At 64.4% G+C, this 16,824-nt stretch carries 11 protein-coding genes; 4 read left to right on the top strand and 7 right to left on the bottom strand.

Annotated features, from left to right (window positions below):
• Positions 1-4,647: an acyl-CoA dehydratase activase-related protein gene (locus tag LQD11_RS06330; protein ID WP_238616773.1), complete on the bottom strand. Its 4,647-nt coding sequence runs from the start codon at positions 4,645-4,647 to the stop codon at positions 1-3.
• Positions 4,648-5,072: 425 nt separating this feature from the next.
• On the opposite strand from LQD11_RS06330, the gene LQD11_RS06325 reads away from it, so the two are divergent.
• Positions 5,073-6,566, top strand: coding sequence for a SulP family inorganic anion transporter (locus tag LQD11_RS06325; protein ID WP_238616772.1), 1,494 nt, complete (start codon positions 5,073-5,075; stop codon positions 6,564-6,566).
• A gap of 19 nt (positions 6,567-6,585) precedes the next feature.
• Positions 6,586-7,437: a universal stress protein gene (locus LQD11_RS06320; protein WP_238616771.1), complete on the top strand. Its 852-nt coding sequence runs from the start codon at positions 6,586-6,588 to the stop codon at positions 7,435-7,437.
• On the opposite strand, the gene LQD11_RS06315 is transcribed toward LQD11_RS06320, so the two are convergent.
• Both LQD11_RS06315 and LQD11_RS06310 read right to left on the bottom strand, forming a co-directional pair.
• Positions 7,424-10,588, bottom strand: a complete 3,165-nt coding sequence (locus LQD11_RS06315) for an efflux RND transporter permease subunit (RefSeq protein WP_238616770.1) — start codon at positions 10,586-10,588, stop codon at positions 7,424-7,426. The genes LQD11_RS06320 and LQD11_RS06315 overlap by 14 nt on opposite strands.
• A complete protein-coding gene (locus LQD11_RS06310) occupies positions 10,585-11,625 on the bottom strand; it encodes an efflux RND transporter periplasmic adaptor subunit (protein WP_420828253.1) in 1,041 nt (346 codons plus the stop codon). The genes LQD11_RS06315 and LQD11_RS06310 overlap by 4 nt, the downstream gene beginning before the upstream one ends.
• A 764-nt stretch (positions 11,626-12,389) precedes the next feature.
• Between LQD11_RS06310 and LQD11_RS06305 the strand changes: the two genes are divergently transcribed.
• Both LQD11_RS06305 and LQD11_RS06300 read left to right on the top strand, forming a co-directional pair.
• Complete coding sequence (locus LQD11_RS06305) at positions 12,390-12,626, top strand: hypothetical protein (RefSeq protein ID WP_238616769.1); 237 nt, start codon at positions 12,390-12,392, stop codon at positions 12,624-12,626.
• Positions 12,627-12,678: 52 nt separating this feature from the next.
• Positions 12,679-13,191 (top strand): aldo/keto reductase, encoded by a 513-nt coding sequence (locus LQD11_RS06300; RefSeq protein WP_338081475.1) that lies wholly within the window; start codon positions 12,679-12,681, stop codon positions 13,189-13,191.
• On the opposite strand, the gene LQD11_RS06295 is transcribed toward LQD11_RS06300, so the two are convergent.
• From LQD11_RS06295 to LQD11_RS06280, 4 genes are all read right to left on the bottom strand, one after another.
• Positions 13,151-13,633 carry an arsenate reductase ArsC gene (locus LQD11_RS06295; RefSeq protein WP_238616768.1) on the bottom strand — a complete coding sequence of 161 codons (483 nt, stop codon included), beginning with the start codon at positions 13,631-13,633 and terminating at the stop codon, positions 13,151-13,153. The genes LQD11_RS06300 and LQD11_RS06295 overlap by 41 nt on opposite strands.
• Positions 13,634-13,704: 71 nt before the next feature.
• Positions 13,705-15,417: an arsenical pump-driving ATPase gene (gene arsA / locus LQD11_RS06290; protein WP_238616767.1), complete on the bottom strand. Its 1,713-nt coding sequence runs from the start codon at positions 15,415-15,417 to the stop codon at positions 13,705-13,707.
• Positions 15,414-15,740, bottom strand: a complete 327-nt coding sequence (gene arsD, locus LQD11_RS06285; RefSeq protein WP_238616766.1) for an arsenite efflux transporter metallochaperone ArsD — start codon at positions 15,738-15,740, stop codon at positions 15,414-15,416. The genes arsA and arsD overlap by 4 nt, the downstream gene beginning before the upstream one ends.
• A gap of 99 nt (positions 15,741-15,839) precedes the next feature.
• Positions 15,840-16,823 (bottom strand): MBL fold metallo-hydrolase, encoded by a 984-nt coding sequence (locus LQD11_RS06280; protein ID WP_238616765.1) that lies wholly within the window; start codon positions 16,821-16,823, stop codon positions 15,840-15,842.
• Position 16,824 lies beyond the last annotated feature (1 nt).

Raw genomic sequence — 16,824 nt, 5'->3', positions numbered from 1 at the left:
TCACCCGCAATTCCTCCCGCGATAGAACCGTTCCGGGCCCAGTTTCTGGAGCAGGATCCGGGAGACCTGATCTTCATCCAGAGTGCCCTGGGCGGAAAACAGGGGCTGGATGCGGCCCTGACCGCCGGCCTCCTCCATGAGACGACCGCTCATGGCATCGCCCATGCTGGACACCATGCAGCCCTCCGGGGCCACATTGAAGACAATGTCGTAACCGGCCTCCAGCTTGCCCAGAGTCTCACCCACATAGGGGGATAACTCCCCGCCGGGCCGGCCGGTTGGAATCAGTCGCCGTGACCGGGCCAGTGCCTGCGCCATGCTCTCCGGCAGCGGTAATCCTGCCGCCCGGTACAGGGGGCGGGCCAGCCAGTGGCGGAACCCCCATTCCACCCCCAGGGCCCCGAGGAAACGGCCAGCGCGGGCGTTGCGCAGGCGCCGCAGCGATGACCGGGTGCCCGGATCAGTGGCGCGGGACAAGCGTACATGGCTCTCGCGGACCGTCTCCAGACTGCGCCAACGCCGACTCGCATTCTTGTAGTCCAGGTAGGACCACACGGGCGTGTAGGTCAGGTGGAAACGGCCTGGCCCAAGCAGCCTGAGCAGACAGTCGAACAGGGCCTCCACCTGGGCCACCCGCATGTACGTCTCGCCTTCCACGTGGATCTTCAACAGTGATGCCGCAGGCGGTGTATGCGTCACCCAGCGCCGGGCAAAATCCCGCAGTGGCCGCTGCAGCGAACGGCGGTGACGGTGCCATGCCGGCCACCAGGTCAACGCCCCCTCCGGCATCTTGCACTCACGCTGGATCTGGAAGAGGGTCGCCGTCAAGGCCCGGTATTCCCCTCGCAAACGCGCCAGAGCGTCGGTGTCGGGGCAGCGGGCCGCCGCCTCGAAGAGCAGCTGGTGACAGACCCCCTGCAGTACCGCGCCCTGCATGCAACGCAGCAACACCGTCCTGCCCAGGCCCACGTCAAACCCCTGATCTTCCAGCCCCACCAGAAACCTCAGCAGATCTTCCACCTCGTCCTCGCCGGCCTGGTCGCGTAGCGGACCCGTATCCCGATGGAACAGGAGCTTGTGGGTTTCCACATACTGCCCCTGGCGACAGGGCCCCATCCCCTTGTTGTTGAACACCAGCAGGCGGCGTTTACCGTAAAGCGGGGATTCTGGATCCCGGCGCAAACGGCGGAACCGTTCCACCAGGGCGAGTGTGTCTCCATAGACGGCGGCCAGCGGGGCACAAACCGACTCGCCCGCCGCGGCGCGGCCATGGCGGATGGTGGCCTCCAGGTCGTAGGTGTCGTCGTAGTTGTCCAGGCAGGTCAGCGGGGTGCTCTGCAGCACTGAAGTCACGAAACGATTGTCGGCCAGGGTCGGCAGTGCCAGCACGTCGCGGGTCGGATCGATACCGTCGGACAGGTCCGTGAGCCGTTGCAGGGTACGCACCTCGAAGCCTTCTTCCGGAGCCTGCCATACCCCCTGGGACAGGTACTGCCGCACCTGCTGGGCATGGGTGTTGACCCGGTTTTCCAGGTGGGCGAGTTCCTGGATGGCCGCATCCGACTGAATCAGCAGAAAGGGCCTTTGCCGTGCAAATTCCGACATCAGCGGCAGGCTGACGCTATCGGGCCCGCAGAGGAAGGTGGAGACGAAGACCAGGGCCAGCGGCTGGCGGTCCGGGGCCTCCAGTTGCCGGAACACGCGCTGCAATCGCCGATGTCGCAGCCGGGCATGCAGCTGCCCCCGACTGACCGCCCTCACCAGGGTGGCCATGACCTGGGGATTGCGCCAGTAGAGGTGGGTCAGATCGTCATCCACCGTCACATCCAGGGCATGCGCGGGCACGGGGACCAGTCCGCGGTCACGCAGCAGGCGGCCGGCATGACTGTCGTAAAGCCCCGGGGTGAGGATGTATTCCCGGCCCAGGACCAGCGCAACCTCCTGCCCGTGCCCCAGGAGGGCCTCTTCCAGCTGGTCGGCCAGGGTATCCTGAAGCGTCTGGCGCCAGGCCCGCTGACCGGCCAGCGCCTGCCCGATGGCCGTTTCCAGACGCGCCAGATCCATCTTGAGGTGATAGTGCGCGAAAACGGTTCGCAGCTGCGGCAGCAACTGCGCCGCCAGCGCGGCAGGATCGGGATGGCGCAGGTTCAGGTGGAACAGCTGGATCCGTGCCCCGGGCTGCGCCTCCTGAGCCATGGCCCGTGCAGTGGCCAGTCCCCCCTGGTTGATGGTGCAACTGCGTCCGAGGCCGGCCCCATTGAGGGGCAGGAACTCGATCTGCGGCGCCAGGATGTATCCGTGGGGCTCGGCGGCCAGCCGGATCAGCTGGCCCACCACCCCCAGATGCGGGGCGCAGGTATCGACGCGGAATCGCGACTGCCCGGCCAGCACATCCTCGGTCCGCGGCGTGTCCACGTGTACCGGCACGCCCAGTTGAGTGAACAGTTCGGCGAAAAACCCCGCCCATTCGGACACGGCGAACGCGCGGGGAATGATCAGGCGATCCGGCGCCTGGCTTTGCGGCAACCGCTCATGGCTGTGCCGCCAGAGCGTCTGGTAGGGGTCGGCCACCCGGGGTGCGTCCCGGACCTTCTTGCGTCCCGTGGCCTCGTTGATGGCACTGCAGCCGCCGAGGGTGAGGCGCAGTGTGCCCTGTTGCGGATCCAGGGTCTTGAGAAGGGTGCGATGGCAGCGGGCATCAGGATCCCCGCACACGGCCCCCTTGCAGGTGATGATGTGCTTGTCGTACTGACGCTGGATGAAGGTGTCCAGGTCTAGGGTGACGGCATCAGCGGTCTCATCCGCTGCCGGCAACAAGCCCAGACAGGCCCGGTGGCCAGGCAAGGGCGGGATCAGGCCGTAAACCTTCTCCCCGGTCAGACGCTGCAGGCGACTGATCACCGCCGTGGGCAGGGGGTGGCCCAGCATCGGCTGGCCGTGCAGCAGCACCACGGAACGCGGCGGCAGGTGGATCTGGTTCCATAGCGTGCGGGCCATGTTCTCCACCACCGCCCAGCAGGCGGAGGCCAGGATCACGTCATTACCCACACCACGCGCCTGCAGGGTACGGGCATGCTCCAGAAGGAACACCGAGCAGGTGGCATCCAGATCATGGGCGCCCGGGGCCGAGCGGGCCTGTGCATAGGCCTCGGAGGCGGAAGACAGACCAAACAGGCTGGCCAGCGTGTCCATCAGGCTGCCGGTGCCGGCGGAGCACTTGATGTTCATGGCGTTGTCGAACAGGTCACCGCCTTCCAGCAGCAGGGTGGAGATCTTCGTGTCCTCCCCGCCGATGTCCACCAGAATGCACCAACGGGTGTCCACATCATGCCCGGCCTCGGCCAGATGGCGCACGTGCTCGCGAGCGGCCTCCAGGGAGCCCCGTGCGTGGGCATAATTTTCCACCATCACCGTGACCCGTCCATCCAGCGTCGGGTAGAGCCGGGTGAGGGCTTCGCGTACCTGGTAGCGGGCACTGCCGGTGATGCCGATGCGCCCCACGTTGAGTTCACGGTGACCGGCGTCGCACAGGGCGGTGAACAGGGCCTTCAATGTGGCGATGGTCTCGCCAGCATTGCTCTGCGACGCGGCGTGCAGCAGGCGGCCATCGTCGGCGGCCCTGACCACCATCTTGGCCATGGTGGAGCCCACGTCCAGGCCGATGTTCACCGGATGACCCGGGGGCCAGCCTTGTGGATCCAGGGCCGTTACCGGCTGGCGATGCAACTGTTGTCGTTCCTGGAGTTGCGCTTCCAGGGTGTGAAAGGCCGGGTAGTCGAAGGCCAGCCTCACGGGATCGGGCGGTGCTGACGGGATCATCGGGTCCGGTTCCGATTCATCCAGGGCCCGCAGACCTTCCAGGGCCAGGTTGGCGTCAGGGAGGTGGGTGATATGGCGCACACCGGCGTCGCCGAGGGCATCCCGGGCGCAATCCCGGGCAAAGGCCCATCGGAACAGACCGCCACTCAGCAGCACCCGGTCCACGGGCAGGGGCAGCCGTCGACAGGCCTTGTTGACCTCGGATTTGAGTGTGACCGCCAGGGCATGGGCCACAGGGATACCCTGGTTCTTGTCGGAGATGGTGGCCGACGCCCCGAACACACCACAACGGTCGGCTCGCACCGGCAGGGCCATGCGCCGCTCCCGGCCCGTCTCGCCCAGATACTCGGCAAGCACCGTATCCACGTCTTGTGCGGGGACATCCAGTTTTTGCAGAACACGGCTGAGGTTGGTGCCCGAGCCGGCACCACAGCGTGGGTGCGTCACCAGCCCGGCGTCCCCGGCGCCACCATCAAGGTCCAAACTGAGAGCCAGGTAGCCGGAAGCGGAGATCTCCAGAAGACCCATCCGCTGCCCGGCGTGGTCACGCTGCTGGCGCGCTCGCAGGGCTGCCCACAAGGCGGCGGCGGGCAGGACGGCGGAGCCGCATCCCAGCAATTGGCGCACCGGCTCGGCGAGTTTTCCCGTGAGGCGCACCGCAGCCCGTTGACTCGCGTCCTGCAGTCCACTCTCGCGTACCTGTCTGGGCAGATGGTGACCGGTCTCCAGCTGCCATTCACGCGCTGCTGAACCCTGGACGTACAACACCGCCCTGACCTGGCTGACGCCAGCGTCGATGTACAGCCTGGTCGAATCTTTTCGCGACATGCTCCAATTGTGGTTCATCTTGAGGGCGGCGTGAACGCTCACCGGTGTGAAACCACAATCTTGATCCAGCCAATCATGGACAATGAATTATCCGAAAGTGGATGGGGTAAGGCAGGACGAAAGCTTAGTGTATCCTTATCCTCATTCAGCTGAGTGCAAGGCTTGACAAGCTGGCCAAAGACCTGCCCGTCGTGTAGACTCCTGCCCCTTTTTCATTGGCCTCCCCACGGCACTCCCTGAGGACCGTCGCTGGAACACTGGATCCCGGCCACGCCCGGGCAACGCCCCCTCGCAGAAACGCCCTGACAAAACCGTTTCAACCGCGTACTTCGTGGCCCCGACCATTACAGACGGGGCCGCGTGACGTCATTTGGCAATGATCCGGGCCCGGCCGACAACGAATTCGCAATGACAGGACATCATCCATGAACCTCACCCGCATCAAGCAGGAATGGTTTTCCAATATACGCGGTGACATGCTCTCTGGCCTGGTGGTTGCCCTGGCCCTGATCCCGGAAGCCATTGCCTTTTCCATCATTGCGGGTGTGGACCCCAAGGTGGGTCTGTACGCCTCGTTCTGCATCGCGGTCGTCATCGCTTTCACCGGCGGCCGACCCGGCATGATCTCGGCGGCCACCGCGGCCATGGCCCTGCTCATGATCACCCTGGTGAAGGAACATGGGCTGGAATACCTGCTGGCCGCTACCATATTGACTGGCATACTGCAGATCATCGCAGGTTATCTGCAGGTGGGTCGCTACATGCGCTTCATCTCCAACTCGGTGATGACAGGATTCGTCAACGCACTGGCCATCATGATCTTCCTGGCGCAACTCCCCGAACTCACCGGGGTCACCTGGCATGTGTACGCCATGACTGCCCTGGGGCTGGCCATCATCTATCTGTTCCCCTACCTGACCCGTTCCATCCCCTCGCCCCTGGTGACCATTGTGGTACTCACCCTGCTGGCCTGGCTGCTGAATCTGGACATCCGCACGGTCAGCGACATGGGCGAACTGCCCGACACCCTGCCTGTCTTCCTCTGGCCGGACATCCCGCTGAACCTGGAAACCCTGTGGATCATCCTGCCCTACGCTCTGGCACTGACCGTGGTGGGCCTGCTCGAGTCCATGATGACCCAGAACATCGTCGATGACCTCACCGACACCCGCACCGACAAGAACCGCGAGTGTAAGGGCCAGGGCATCTCGAATATCGTCGCCGGCAGCTTCGGCGGTATGGCGGGCTGCGCGATGATCGGGCAATCAGTCATCAACATCAAATCCGGTGGCCGGGGGCGGTTATCCACCTTCATGGCGGGCATCTATCTGCTCATCATGGTGGTGTTTCTCAGCCCAATCCTGGGCATCATCCCCATGGCCGCGCTGGTGGCGGTGATGATCATGGTGTCCATCGGCACCTTCAGCTGGACCTCCATCAAGAACATGAAGCGCCACCCGCTGAGCACCAACATCGTCATGATCACCACCGTGGCGGTCACCGTGTTCACCCATAACCTGGCCCTGGGCGTGCTGTCGGGCGTGTTGCTGGCAGCCCTGTTCTTCGCCAACAAGGTCAGCCAGTTCATGTTCGTGGGCGCCGACACCGACACCCGCCCGGATGAACACACCCTGCACCGCACCTATCGCGTGTATGGGCAGGTCTTCTTCGCCTCCACGGAGAAGTTCATGCAAGCGTTCAATTTCCGGGAGGATCTGGATAAGGTGACCATTGATCTGTCCCGGGCACACTTTTGGGACATCAGTTCCGTGGCCGCCCTTGACCGCGTGGTCATCAACTTCCGCCGTGAGGGTGTCGAGGTGGAGATCATTGGCATGAATGAGGCCACCGCCACCATCGTCGACCGTCACGCCGCACACGACAAGGCCGATGCCGCTGACCGGCTCATGGGCCACTAACCTGCTGGAGGATGCCCCTATGAACAAGGTCATTGCCTGTATCGATGGCTCGCGCTCGTCGTTGTCCGTGTGTGATTACGCCGCCTGGGCGAGCCGGCGCATGAACTCGCCACTCACCCTGCTGCATGTGATCCACAACCCTCATGCGGACGCCAAGCGGGACCTGAGCGGCAACCTCAGCCTGGGGAGTCGGGAGGCCCTGCTGGAGCAGATGGTGGAGGCCGAGGAGCAGCGCGGCAAGCTGCTGCGGGAACAGGGGCGCGCCATCCTGTCCGATGCGCTGGAACGGGTTCGCGCCAATGGCGTCGACGACCCTGGCAGCCTGCTGCGCAATGATGGCGTCACCGCAGCCCTGGACAATATCCAGGAGGAGGCTCGTCTGGTCGTGGTGGGCAAGCAGGGCAAGGATGGCGACATGCTCAAACAGCATGTGGGGAGCCACCTGGAGAGCATCATCCGCACCCTGAAGCGCGGCGTGCTGGTGGCCCCTCTGGAATACCGGGAGCCGGAGCGTTTCCTGATCGCCTACGATGGCAGCGCCACGGCGCATACCGTGGTGGAAAAAGTCTCTGAGAGCCCCCTGCTCAAGGGACTGGAGGCCCATATTCTGATGGTGGGCGACGACAATCAGGAAAACCGCTCACGCCTGGACAACGCCCGCGGCATGCTGGCTCAAAATGGCTTCGATGTACGCGCACAGATCCGCACCGGTGATGTGGCTGAAGCGGTCTGCGCCTACCGCCAGGAACACGACATCCATCTGCTGGCCATGGGGGCCTACGGCCACTCCCGGCTACGGCGCTGGTTTGTGGGGAGCACCACCACCAACATGATCATGCGGTCGCCGATTCCGTTGATCATCCTGCGGTAGTGGAGAGACCAGGGGATGAGGGGGCGGAGTGCCCCATCAGCATCCGTTTCATCCCCTGCGCAGCCCCTCCCAGGATCAGATACAGGCACGGCACCACAAGCAACGTCAGCAACATGGACACCAGCAGCCCCCCGATCACGGTCAGGGCCAGGGGCTGCATGATCTCCGTGCCCGAACCCATGCCGGTGGCCAGCGGTGTCATGCCCAGCACGGTGGTCGATGTGGTCATCAGGATGGGCCGCAGGCGGACGCTGCCGGCGCGCACCACGGCACGGGCCAACCCCAGGCCCTGCACCCGTCGACCGATCTCGATGTACTCCACCAAAAGGATGGCGTTGTTCACCACGATGCCGATCAGCAGCACCACACCAATCATCACCGGCGCCGACAGGGGCGTCTGCGTGAGCCACAATATGCTCACCACCCCCACCAGCGACAGGGGCGCCGCCGACAGGATCACCAGGGGATTGCTCAGGCGCTCGTACTGCACCGCCAGCACCACGAACACCAGAAAGACCGCCAGCAATACCACGGTCAGCAACTCCCGCTGGGTTTCCTGGATGGTCTCCCACTGGCCCGAGAAGATCAGGCTGTAATCATCCGGCAGTTCCAGATCCGCCAGGCGTTCCTCCACCTGCGCCATGATGGTGCCGGTGTCCGCCACCGCCGTGTTGATGTCCCCGTTCACCCGGGCGATGCGGCTCTGGTTTTCCCGCTCGATATGGGCCGGCCCCTCGCCCAGTTCAAACCGGGCCACATCGCGCAGGAGCACCGGTTCACCCCCCTGGCGGAACAGCAGCATGCCCCCCAGGGCCTCGGTGTCGGCCACCCTCTCCCGGGGCAGGCGCACGCGCACATCGTACTCCTGATTCTGGGTGAGAAACCGCGTGGGAACGGCGCCGTCCACGGCGTCGCGAATGGCCCCGCCGACTTCCGAGACACGCAGTCCCAGGTCCGCCGCCCGCTCCCGATCGACGATGATCCGCAGCAGCGGGCTGCGGTCCTCGCGACCCACCTCCACGCCTTCCAGACCTGCGATTCCCTCCAGCCGTGCGCTCACCTCTCCCGCCAGTCGCTGCAACTGATCCAGATCCTCGCCGACGATACCCACCTCCAGATCCGCGTCACCCGTGCCGAATCGCAGCCCGGGAATCGAGGGGGGCCGCACACTGATGCGGGCCCCCGGCAGATCCAGCTCATCCAGTGCCTGCTGGGCATCGGCCACCCACTCACCCGCCGACGTACCGGGGCGGTCCCTGGCAGGCGTGAGCTGCACACGCAGGTTGGCGGTGCCGGGTCGCTCGTTGATGATGCCCCCGCTCAGATGCCCCCCCACCATGCTGAACACCGTTTCCACATGGGGCAGACCCTGCAGACGCTGCTCGATCTGGCGCACCGCCGCATCGGTCTCCTGAGGCGGGGTCCCCGGCGGTAACACCATGCGCACGCTCACGTTGCCGTCATCCACCTGGGGCAGAAACTCATTTCCCAGCTGCGTGGAAACCAGCCAGGCCCCCACCAGGGCCACGCCGGCCAGCCCCACCACGGCCCAGCGCCAACGCAATACCCGGGGCAGGAGGCGTCGATAGCCACGCCGCAGGTGGCCGATTCCTCGATTGAAGGCACGCAGTGGACGGCTGTGCTCCAGACCGCTCGCGAATCGCACCTCACCCAGCAGGGCCGCCAGCATCGGCACCAGGGTCAGGGCGGCGGCCAGGGTGGCGATGATGGCAAAGGCGATGGTGAGGATCAGGTCCCTGAAGATCAGTGCCGCGATGCCCGTGATGAGCAGGAAGGGGAGCACCGCCGCCAGGTTGGTGAGGGTGGAGGCAGTCATGGCCGAGACCACCTCGCGGGAGCCATCCAGGGCCGATTCCCGGGAGGACTTGCCCAACTGCTCCCGATGCCGGTAGATGTTCTCCAGCATGACGATGGCATTGTCCACCAGCAGGCCGACCCCCAGGGCCAGCCCACCCAGGCTGATGATGTTGAGCGTGAGGCCGCTGGCCCCCATCAGGGCAAAAGCCGCCATAATGGCGATGGGGATGGACAACCCGATCACGAACCCCTTGCGCAGGCTCCCCAGGAACAGCAGTACCATGAGCATGGCCAGCACCCCGCCCAGGATGGCCGCCGTGGCCACACTGCCGATGGCGCCGCGAATGAAGAAGGCCGGATCGGTGGTCGCCTGGTAGGCGATGTCCTCGGGGATGTAACCGGACCGTTCCAGGCGCGCCAGGGTGGCCTGCACCTGATCCACCACCTCCACCGTATTGGCCTCGGGCAGCTTGAACACGGAGATCTGCGCCGCCGGCGTGCCATTGAGGCGCACGAACAGCCGTTGCTCCCGATGCCCGTCCCGCACGCTGGCCACATCCGACAGGCGGATACGCTGACTGGTATCCCCCGGCAGATCGATGAGGACGTTCTCGATGTCCGCCACCGAGGTGAACAGCCCATCCGTCTTGGCCATCACATCAAAGCGCTCGCCAGTCACCCAGCCGGCGGCGATATCCACGTTCTCCGCCTCCAGGGTGTCGATGAGATCCTTCATGGTCAGGCCATAGGATCGCAATCGCACCTGGTCGACAATCACCTCCATCTCCCGCACCATGCCCCCGGCGGCTTCGACGCCGGACACGCCATGAATGGCCAGCAACTGCGGCGCCAGGCGATGCTCCACCCAGTCGCGCACCTCCACCTCGGAGCGCACCGTGGAACTGAAACCCGCCTGCCAGACCGGATCCTGAGAGGGGTCGAACTTGTACAGTCGGGGGGGCTCGATATCCGGTGGCAACTGGGTGCGGGCCAGTTCCAGATACCGGGAGGCGTCCTGCAGGGCCAGGTCCAGGTTGGTGCCGTATTCGAACAGCAGGTTGACGTTGGTGCGCCCCTCCGAGGCCCGGCTGTAGATGCGGGTGAGGTTCTCGGTGGCCGCCAGGTTGCGCTCCAGCACCCGGGTAACCTGCGCCTCCATCACCTCCGGGGCCACGCCCGGGTGGTTCACCGTCACACGGATATGGGGATATTCAATATTGGGCAACAGGTCGATGGGCAGTCGGTCCACGAAGAACAGGCCCAGCACGAACACCACCGAGGCCAGGGCCAGGGTGCCGACCGGCCGGCGGATGGACAGATGGGACAGATTCATCCCCGCCACCCGACGATGCGCACGCGGGTGCCGTCACTCATGTCGATGGGATTGGTGGCCAGGATCACATCACCATCCTCCAGGCCCTCCAGCACCTCGGTCCACTGGCCCCGACTCACGCCGATGTCGATGGTGCGACGTTCCAGGCGCTCATCGCGAATCAGATACACATAGCGCCCCTCGTCATCCTCGCCGACGGCCGCAGCCGGGACAGCCAGGGCCTCGGGGCGGGCATCCACCCGGGTGGCAATGCGCCCGAGAAAACCGGGGCGCACACCCCGCCCGGTGGCATCGGCGGGCAGTGCCACCTCCACGGTCACCAGGCGGCTGCCGGGCTGGGCCATGGGGAAGATGCGCCGGATACGCCCCTCCAGGGTCTCATCGGGCAGGGCATCCAGGGTGATGGGCAGGCTCTGACCCACTTCCAGGTGCACCACGTCCCTCTCGGAAACGCCGGGGCGCATGACCAACTCATCCAAGGCCGCCAGCTCAAACAGGGTGTCCTGGGCCTCCACCGTCTCACCGGGTTCCACAAAGCGGTCGGTGATCACGGCACCCCGCGGGGCCATCACCCGACCGTAGGCGATGCGGGTCTCCCAGAGCTGACGCTGGCTGCGATGGATCTGCAGGGCGACCCGAGCCCGCTGGAAATCGGCATCACTGACCACACCCTCGCCACGCAGTTGCTGGCTGCGGTTGTATTCCAGCTGGGCCTCTTCTTCCTGGGCCCGGGCACGGGCCAGCTCGGCCCGATGTTCGGAGAGGTCCAGTTCCAGCAGCAGATCACCCCGTTCCACCCGGTCACCCGCCTCCACATGCACATGGTCGATGGTGCCCTGAGTGCGGCTGGCCAGGCGGATGACGACCCGCGGTTCAATGGTGGCGGAAAGGGTGAGGCTACGCGACAGATCCCGGGGCCGGACCTCGGCGGCTGCTACCGGGACACCACGTTCGGCCTCTTCGGCGTTATTTCCTTGATTCGTCTCGCCGCAGGCAGTCAGCCAGAGGGCAGCAGCCGAGAGGAGGAGGAGGATCAAGCGGCTGCAAAGCCGAGGGGACATGAGGGACATGGAGGCATCGGGGAGTCGGCTGTCTCTTCGATGGTACCGAAGTCAGGGCCGCGACGCAGCCTGAATGGGGGGTGGGGACCGGCGATGGAGTCCAGGCACTGAAAGCCTTCCATCATGGTGAGTGGGAAGTCTTCAACACACATCCGTATCTGCTACGACTTGACCAAAACATCCATGTCTACTAGCTTCGGGAGTGTAAAGATCATACTGGAGGGTGCAAGCAACCCATTGTTTACTCTGCCAAAAATTGAGATTCTATGCGCTCGTTCACTGCAACTCTGGCGGCTTCGGCCGCGTGCATCGCACTGATCTCTCCCGCCATGGCCGAGGAAATACCTCACCGCGACGACTGGGTCATGAACTCCATCGGCGGCGGAGACTTCAGGCAGTACATTTTCTCGATCACCTGGCGAGTCATCACTTGGAGGAGCGAGCCCGGCCTGACGACAAAACCACTACTTGCATATTCAACTGCGGTGCGTTGGAGCCAGGGATCCCGGCCACCAGTGCCCACCGCCAGGTGACGTGTGGCAATGGGATCCTGCGACTGCCAGTGGGGAAGCCATGAATGACGAAACTGGCGCTCCCCCCAGGGCGACAAGGAGTCCGAGCAATGATTGATTCACCACGTGCTGGCGGTCGCGTCAGAGAAGTCTTCAGCGCCTTTCTGCTGCTGGGATTGACTTCCTTTGGTGGGCCCATCGCCCACCTGAGCTACTTTCGCACTGAGTTTGGGGCCGGCCAGCAGCCAGGTGGGCTTCGCGCTGGGACTGATGCGCGGTGCCAATGCGGCTGTCGTCGGCATCCTGGGGGCTGCCCTTTATCACCCGGTCTTCACCAGCGCCATCCTGGGTCCCCAGGAGTTTGCCCTGGCGCTCACAGGCTTTCTCTTGCTCAGCGTCTGGAAACTGCCCGCCTGGGCAGTGGTGATCATCCTGGCCGCTGGCGGCATTCTCATCACCCTGTAGCGGGCATCTCCATGGCCGGAAATCCGGCTCACCAGATGCCAGGTCAGGATGCATGCCATTGATGAAGTCTCCTGGGACAAGCTCAAGTCCGATGACGAGATACAGGCCCTGCGCGTTCAGTCCCGCGCAGATGGACACCTTCCGCGACATCGGTCCCCTACACGCCTGCCAGCCACCCTATAACCTCTTCGAACGGGGCATCGAAGCGGATGTCCTGCCCTACTGCCGGGAAAACGGCATCACGATCCTGGCTTATGGCGCACTCTGCCGGGGCCTGCTCAGCGGTCGCATGGGACCCGACACACGCTTCGACGGCGACGACCTGCGCCAGTCCGATCCCAAGTTCCAATCGTCCCGATTTGACCAGTATCTGGCGGCGGTCCGGGCCCTGGACCACTTTGCCCGGGAGCGTTTCGAAGCGGCTTTCAAGCCGGTTCGATCAGGTCGGCCCCTTCGTGGAAGGCCAGCTTCACCCACCAGCAGGTACCCGAAGTCATCTGGGGGCAGGACTCCCCCCGGAGTGTTCAGGGTTTTTGCCGCCCTATCTGATCCAACGCGGCCTTGAAGGCCTCTTGATCACTTGCCAGCTGATTATCTTGGCTCAGGGCCAGAAAGGCCTTGATCCGATGCCTCAGGATGCGGTAAGCCTGCTCGAACGCGGCGTTGATGTCCTCCTCCGTGCCGGTGGCCTTGGCCGGATCGTCCACACCCCAGTGGGTACGCAGGGCCGATCCCAGGTATACCGGGCAGGTCTCTCCGGCCGCGCCGGCACAGACGGTGATCACCACATCCGGCGTTTCCGGCAGATCTTCCCAGGACTTGCTGCGAAGCCCCTCGGTCGGGATACCCTCCCGCTCCAGCAAAGCCAGGGAACGGGGATGCACGGTCCCGGTGGGCTGGCTGCCGGCGCTCATGGCTCGCCAACCCTGTGGAGCCAGGGCATTGAAGGTGGCCTCGGCGAGGATGGAGCGGCAGGAATTACCGGTGCACAGGAAAAGGATGTTCATCGTTGACAGGCCCTTCAGTGATCGGGAGCCGGGTTGGCGCCTCGACGAATGATGCTCAAATCTCTGTATGATCAGTCGTGGATCTCGCTCCAGGGTTCCACGACGAGTCTTCGGTGATGCTGCTCAAGGATTTCCCGGAGCCATCGACCCTCGGCGGCCTGACGTGCTCGCAGGATGGGATCGCTCACCTTCAACGGGCTCAGTGCCTGATTGACGATCCAGCCGGCGGGTTCGATACCGGCTCGACGCAGATCGGCCTGTAAGGCCGCCGCTTCATGCACGGGAGTGGCTTCGGGCAGGGCGCAGATCACCACATGGGTAAAGGCTGGATCCCGCAACCGGGGCAACAACTGTTCCACCGCTTCGGGCACACCCTGACTCTGGCGCCCCAACTCCCGGTGGTAGGCCTGCGCGGCATCCAGCAGCAGGATGGTGTGACCGGTGGGAGCCGTGTCCAGGACCACAAACTGATCCCGGGCCTGATCGACGGTCCTGGCAAAAGCCTGGAAGACGGCGATTTCCTCGGTGCAGGGAGAACGCAGGTCCTCTTCCAGCAACCGGCGCCCCTCCTCATCCAGACCCTTGCCGGCGGAGGCCATGACCTCTTCCCGATAACGCCGGGTCTCCAGGGCCGGGTCCACCCGCCCGATGGTCATGCCTTCGGGGATCTCGCCCACGGCAGCCTCCACATGGGCTGCCGGGTCCGTGGTGGTCAGGTGGACCTTGTGGCCGTGACGGGCCAGGGTCACCGCGATACGGGCCGCCAGGGTGGTCTTGCCCACGCCGCCCTTGCCCATGGTCATGATGGCGCCATGGCCGCGGCGACCCAGGGACTCCACCAGGGTCTCGAAGGTCTCACCTTCGGGTGCCTGAACCGATTCAGTGGCTTCGAGCGGGGGTTCCGCCTCCGCCAGAAGAATACGCATGCCTTCCAGGCCCATGGGGGGGCGTCCACGTAGCGGGCGTTCGCTTCGAGGCAGATCCCGGAGCGACGCAGGCATGTGCGTCAGAGCCCGGCGCCCCCGTGCCTCCAGGGCCCGGGCCACCGGATCTTCCGCATCCACTGCCTGAAACAGACCATTCACCACCAGATGCTGGTTGGTCACGCCCAACTCCCGCAGTTCTCCACTGGAACGGGCCGCTTCCTTAAGGGCCGCCGCTTCGGGGCGGCTCACGAGAATGAGTGTGGTGCGCTTGCCGTCTCCCAGGCTATCCACGGCCTGGGCATAGATCGCCTTCTGGTTGGTCAGTCCCTCCAGGGGACCCAGACAGGAGGTGCCGGAGGTGTTGGTTTCGATATATCCCGTCCAGGCACTGGGCAAGGACAGGAGGCGCAGGGTATGCCCCGTGGGCGCGGTATCGAAGATCAGATGATCGAAGTCCCGGGTGGATTGGGCATCGCCCAATAGCGCGGCGAAGGCATCGAATGCGGCAATCTCCATGGTACAGGCACCGGAGAGCTGTTCCTCCATACTGTTCACCACCGCCTCCGGGAGCTTGCCCCGGTAAGGGCCTACCACCCGTTCGCGATAGGCGGCAGCGGCTTTTTCCGGATCGATGTTCAGGGCCTGGAGGCCGGGAACCGCCGGGATGGGGGTCGGTGAATCGGAGAGTGGGGTCTCCAGCACTTCATCCACGTTGGAAGCCGGGTCGGTGGAGATGAGCAGGACCTTTTTGCCCTGTTCCGCCAGGGCCAGGGCACTGGCACAGGCCAGTGAGGTCTTGCCCACGCCGCCCTTGCCGGTGAAGAAGAGATGTCGGGTGGGGGGGTGGAGGAAATTCATGCGCTCTTGCCGCATTCCGTCTCCAGCCCGGTCCATTGGGCCAGTTGCTCCCGATCCGGGTATACGCCCTGACTCTTCACTTCTCCGTCCACCAGAAATACCGGCAGGGCGTCCTCGCCGTCCTTCTCCAGAATGGCCTGGATGGCGGCGTTCTCCACGAAGGCCCCCGGTTGCTGGGCCAGGTTGTAGCGAGTCACGGTCACCCCGGACTGACGCAGCCAGGCCAGGTCGCCCGCCAGTCTGGAGAGCTTTGGGTCCACGCTGGGTCCGCAAACGCCGCTGGCACAGCACTGGGGGGGATCGAATACGGTGATCTCGGTCATGGGTGAGTCCCTCGTCGTGGATGACAACACGGCCAGAGAATACGCCATTTCATATATGCGGGCAAGCGAATGTATAGATCGCATGAAACGCCCGAGGCTTTAAAAACCGACCTCCATGAACAGATAGGTACGATTGATGTTCATCCGGTGCCAATCGTCGTAATGGCGCAAGTGCCGAAATTCCGGCAGGTCCGCCAGGCGTGTCACCACTTCGTCCAGGGTCTCCCAGTGCACCAGACCTTCCTTGACCTCGCGCACCAGCATGGCCAGGTAATCGCCGGTATCCCGCTGCGCCGTGGCCAGATCGGTGGCCTTACCGTGGCCGGGAACGATCACTGCCGGCTCCCAGGAAGCCATCGTCTCGAAGGCCTTGAGCTGTTCCACCGGATTGCTCCAGGGATGAATGCCCAGCATGCGCTCGGTATAGACCACATCACCAGCAAAAACCACGCCATGATCAGGCAGATGCAGGAGGATATCCCCAGGGAAGTGGGCGTCGCCGGCATAAACCATCTTGAAGCGCACCCCGCCCAGCTCGAATTCATGATCATCAGCGGGGATGGGCGCCGGAGCGGGACGCGGCTCGGTCCCTGCCATGGCGGCTGCGCCCAGGGTGGTCATCAGACGCTCCAGGTGCTGCCGGGCGAACTCTGCCTGGGTGGAGGCGGTGCGTTCCAGTGCCAGGATCTCGGCCCCTCTGGAGAGGAAGTGATCGTTGCCCAGCCAGCGGTGATCCTGACTGCCCAGATTGATCACATGGGTAATGGGGTGGTCGGTCAGTCCAGCCACGGCCTGCTCGATGCGCTGGGCCACGTGGCGACTGGGACCGCTATCGATCAGTACCACCCCCTCGTCGGTGATCACGAAACCCACATTATTATTCATGCCTTGGTTGGCCTGGGTTCGGTTTTCCAGGGAGCCGTAAAAGTAATGAATCTGCTCCGTGATAGCCCGTGGCTCAAGAATGTGTTCGATGGGGCGGTCCTCATCCGCCATGGCCACGGTGAGGGAGTAGATCATCAGCCCAACCAGGATGAGTGAGAGCACGGGGGTACGGGCCACCACTATCTTGCTGGCATTCATC

Origin of the sequence: Ectothiorhodospira shaposhnikovii (assembly GCF_022227765.1) — a bacterium.
Lineage (GTDB): Bacteria > Pseudomonadota > Gammaproteobacteria > Ectothiorhodospirales > Ectothiorhodospiraceae > Ectothiorhodospira.
This window is presented reverse-complemented; position numbering and strand designations above follow the sequence as displayed.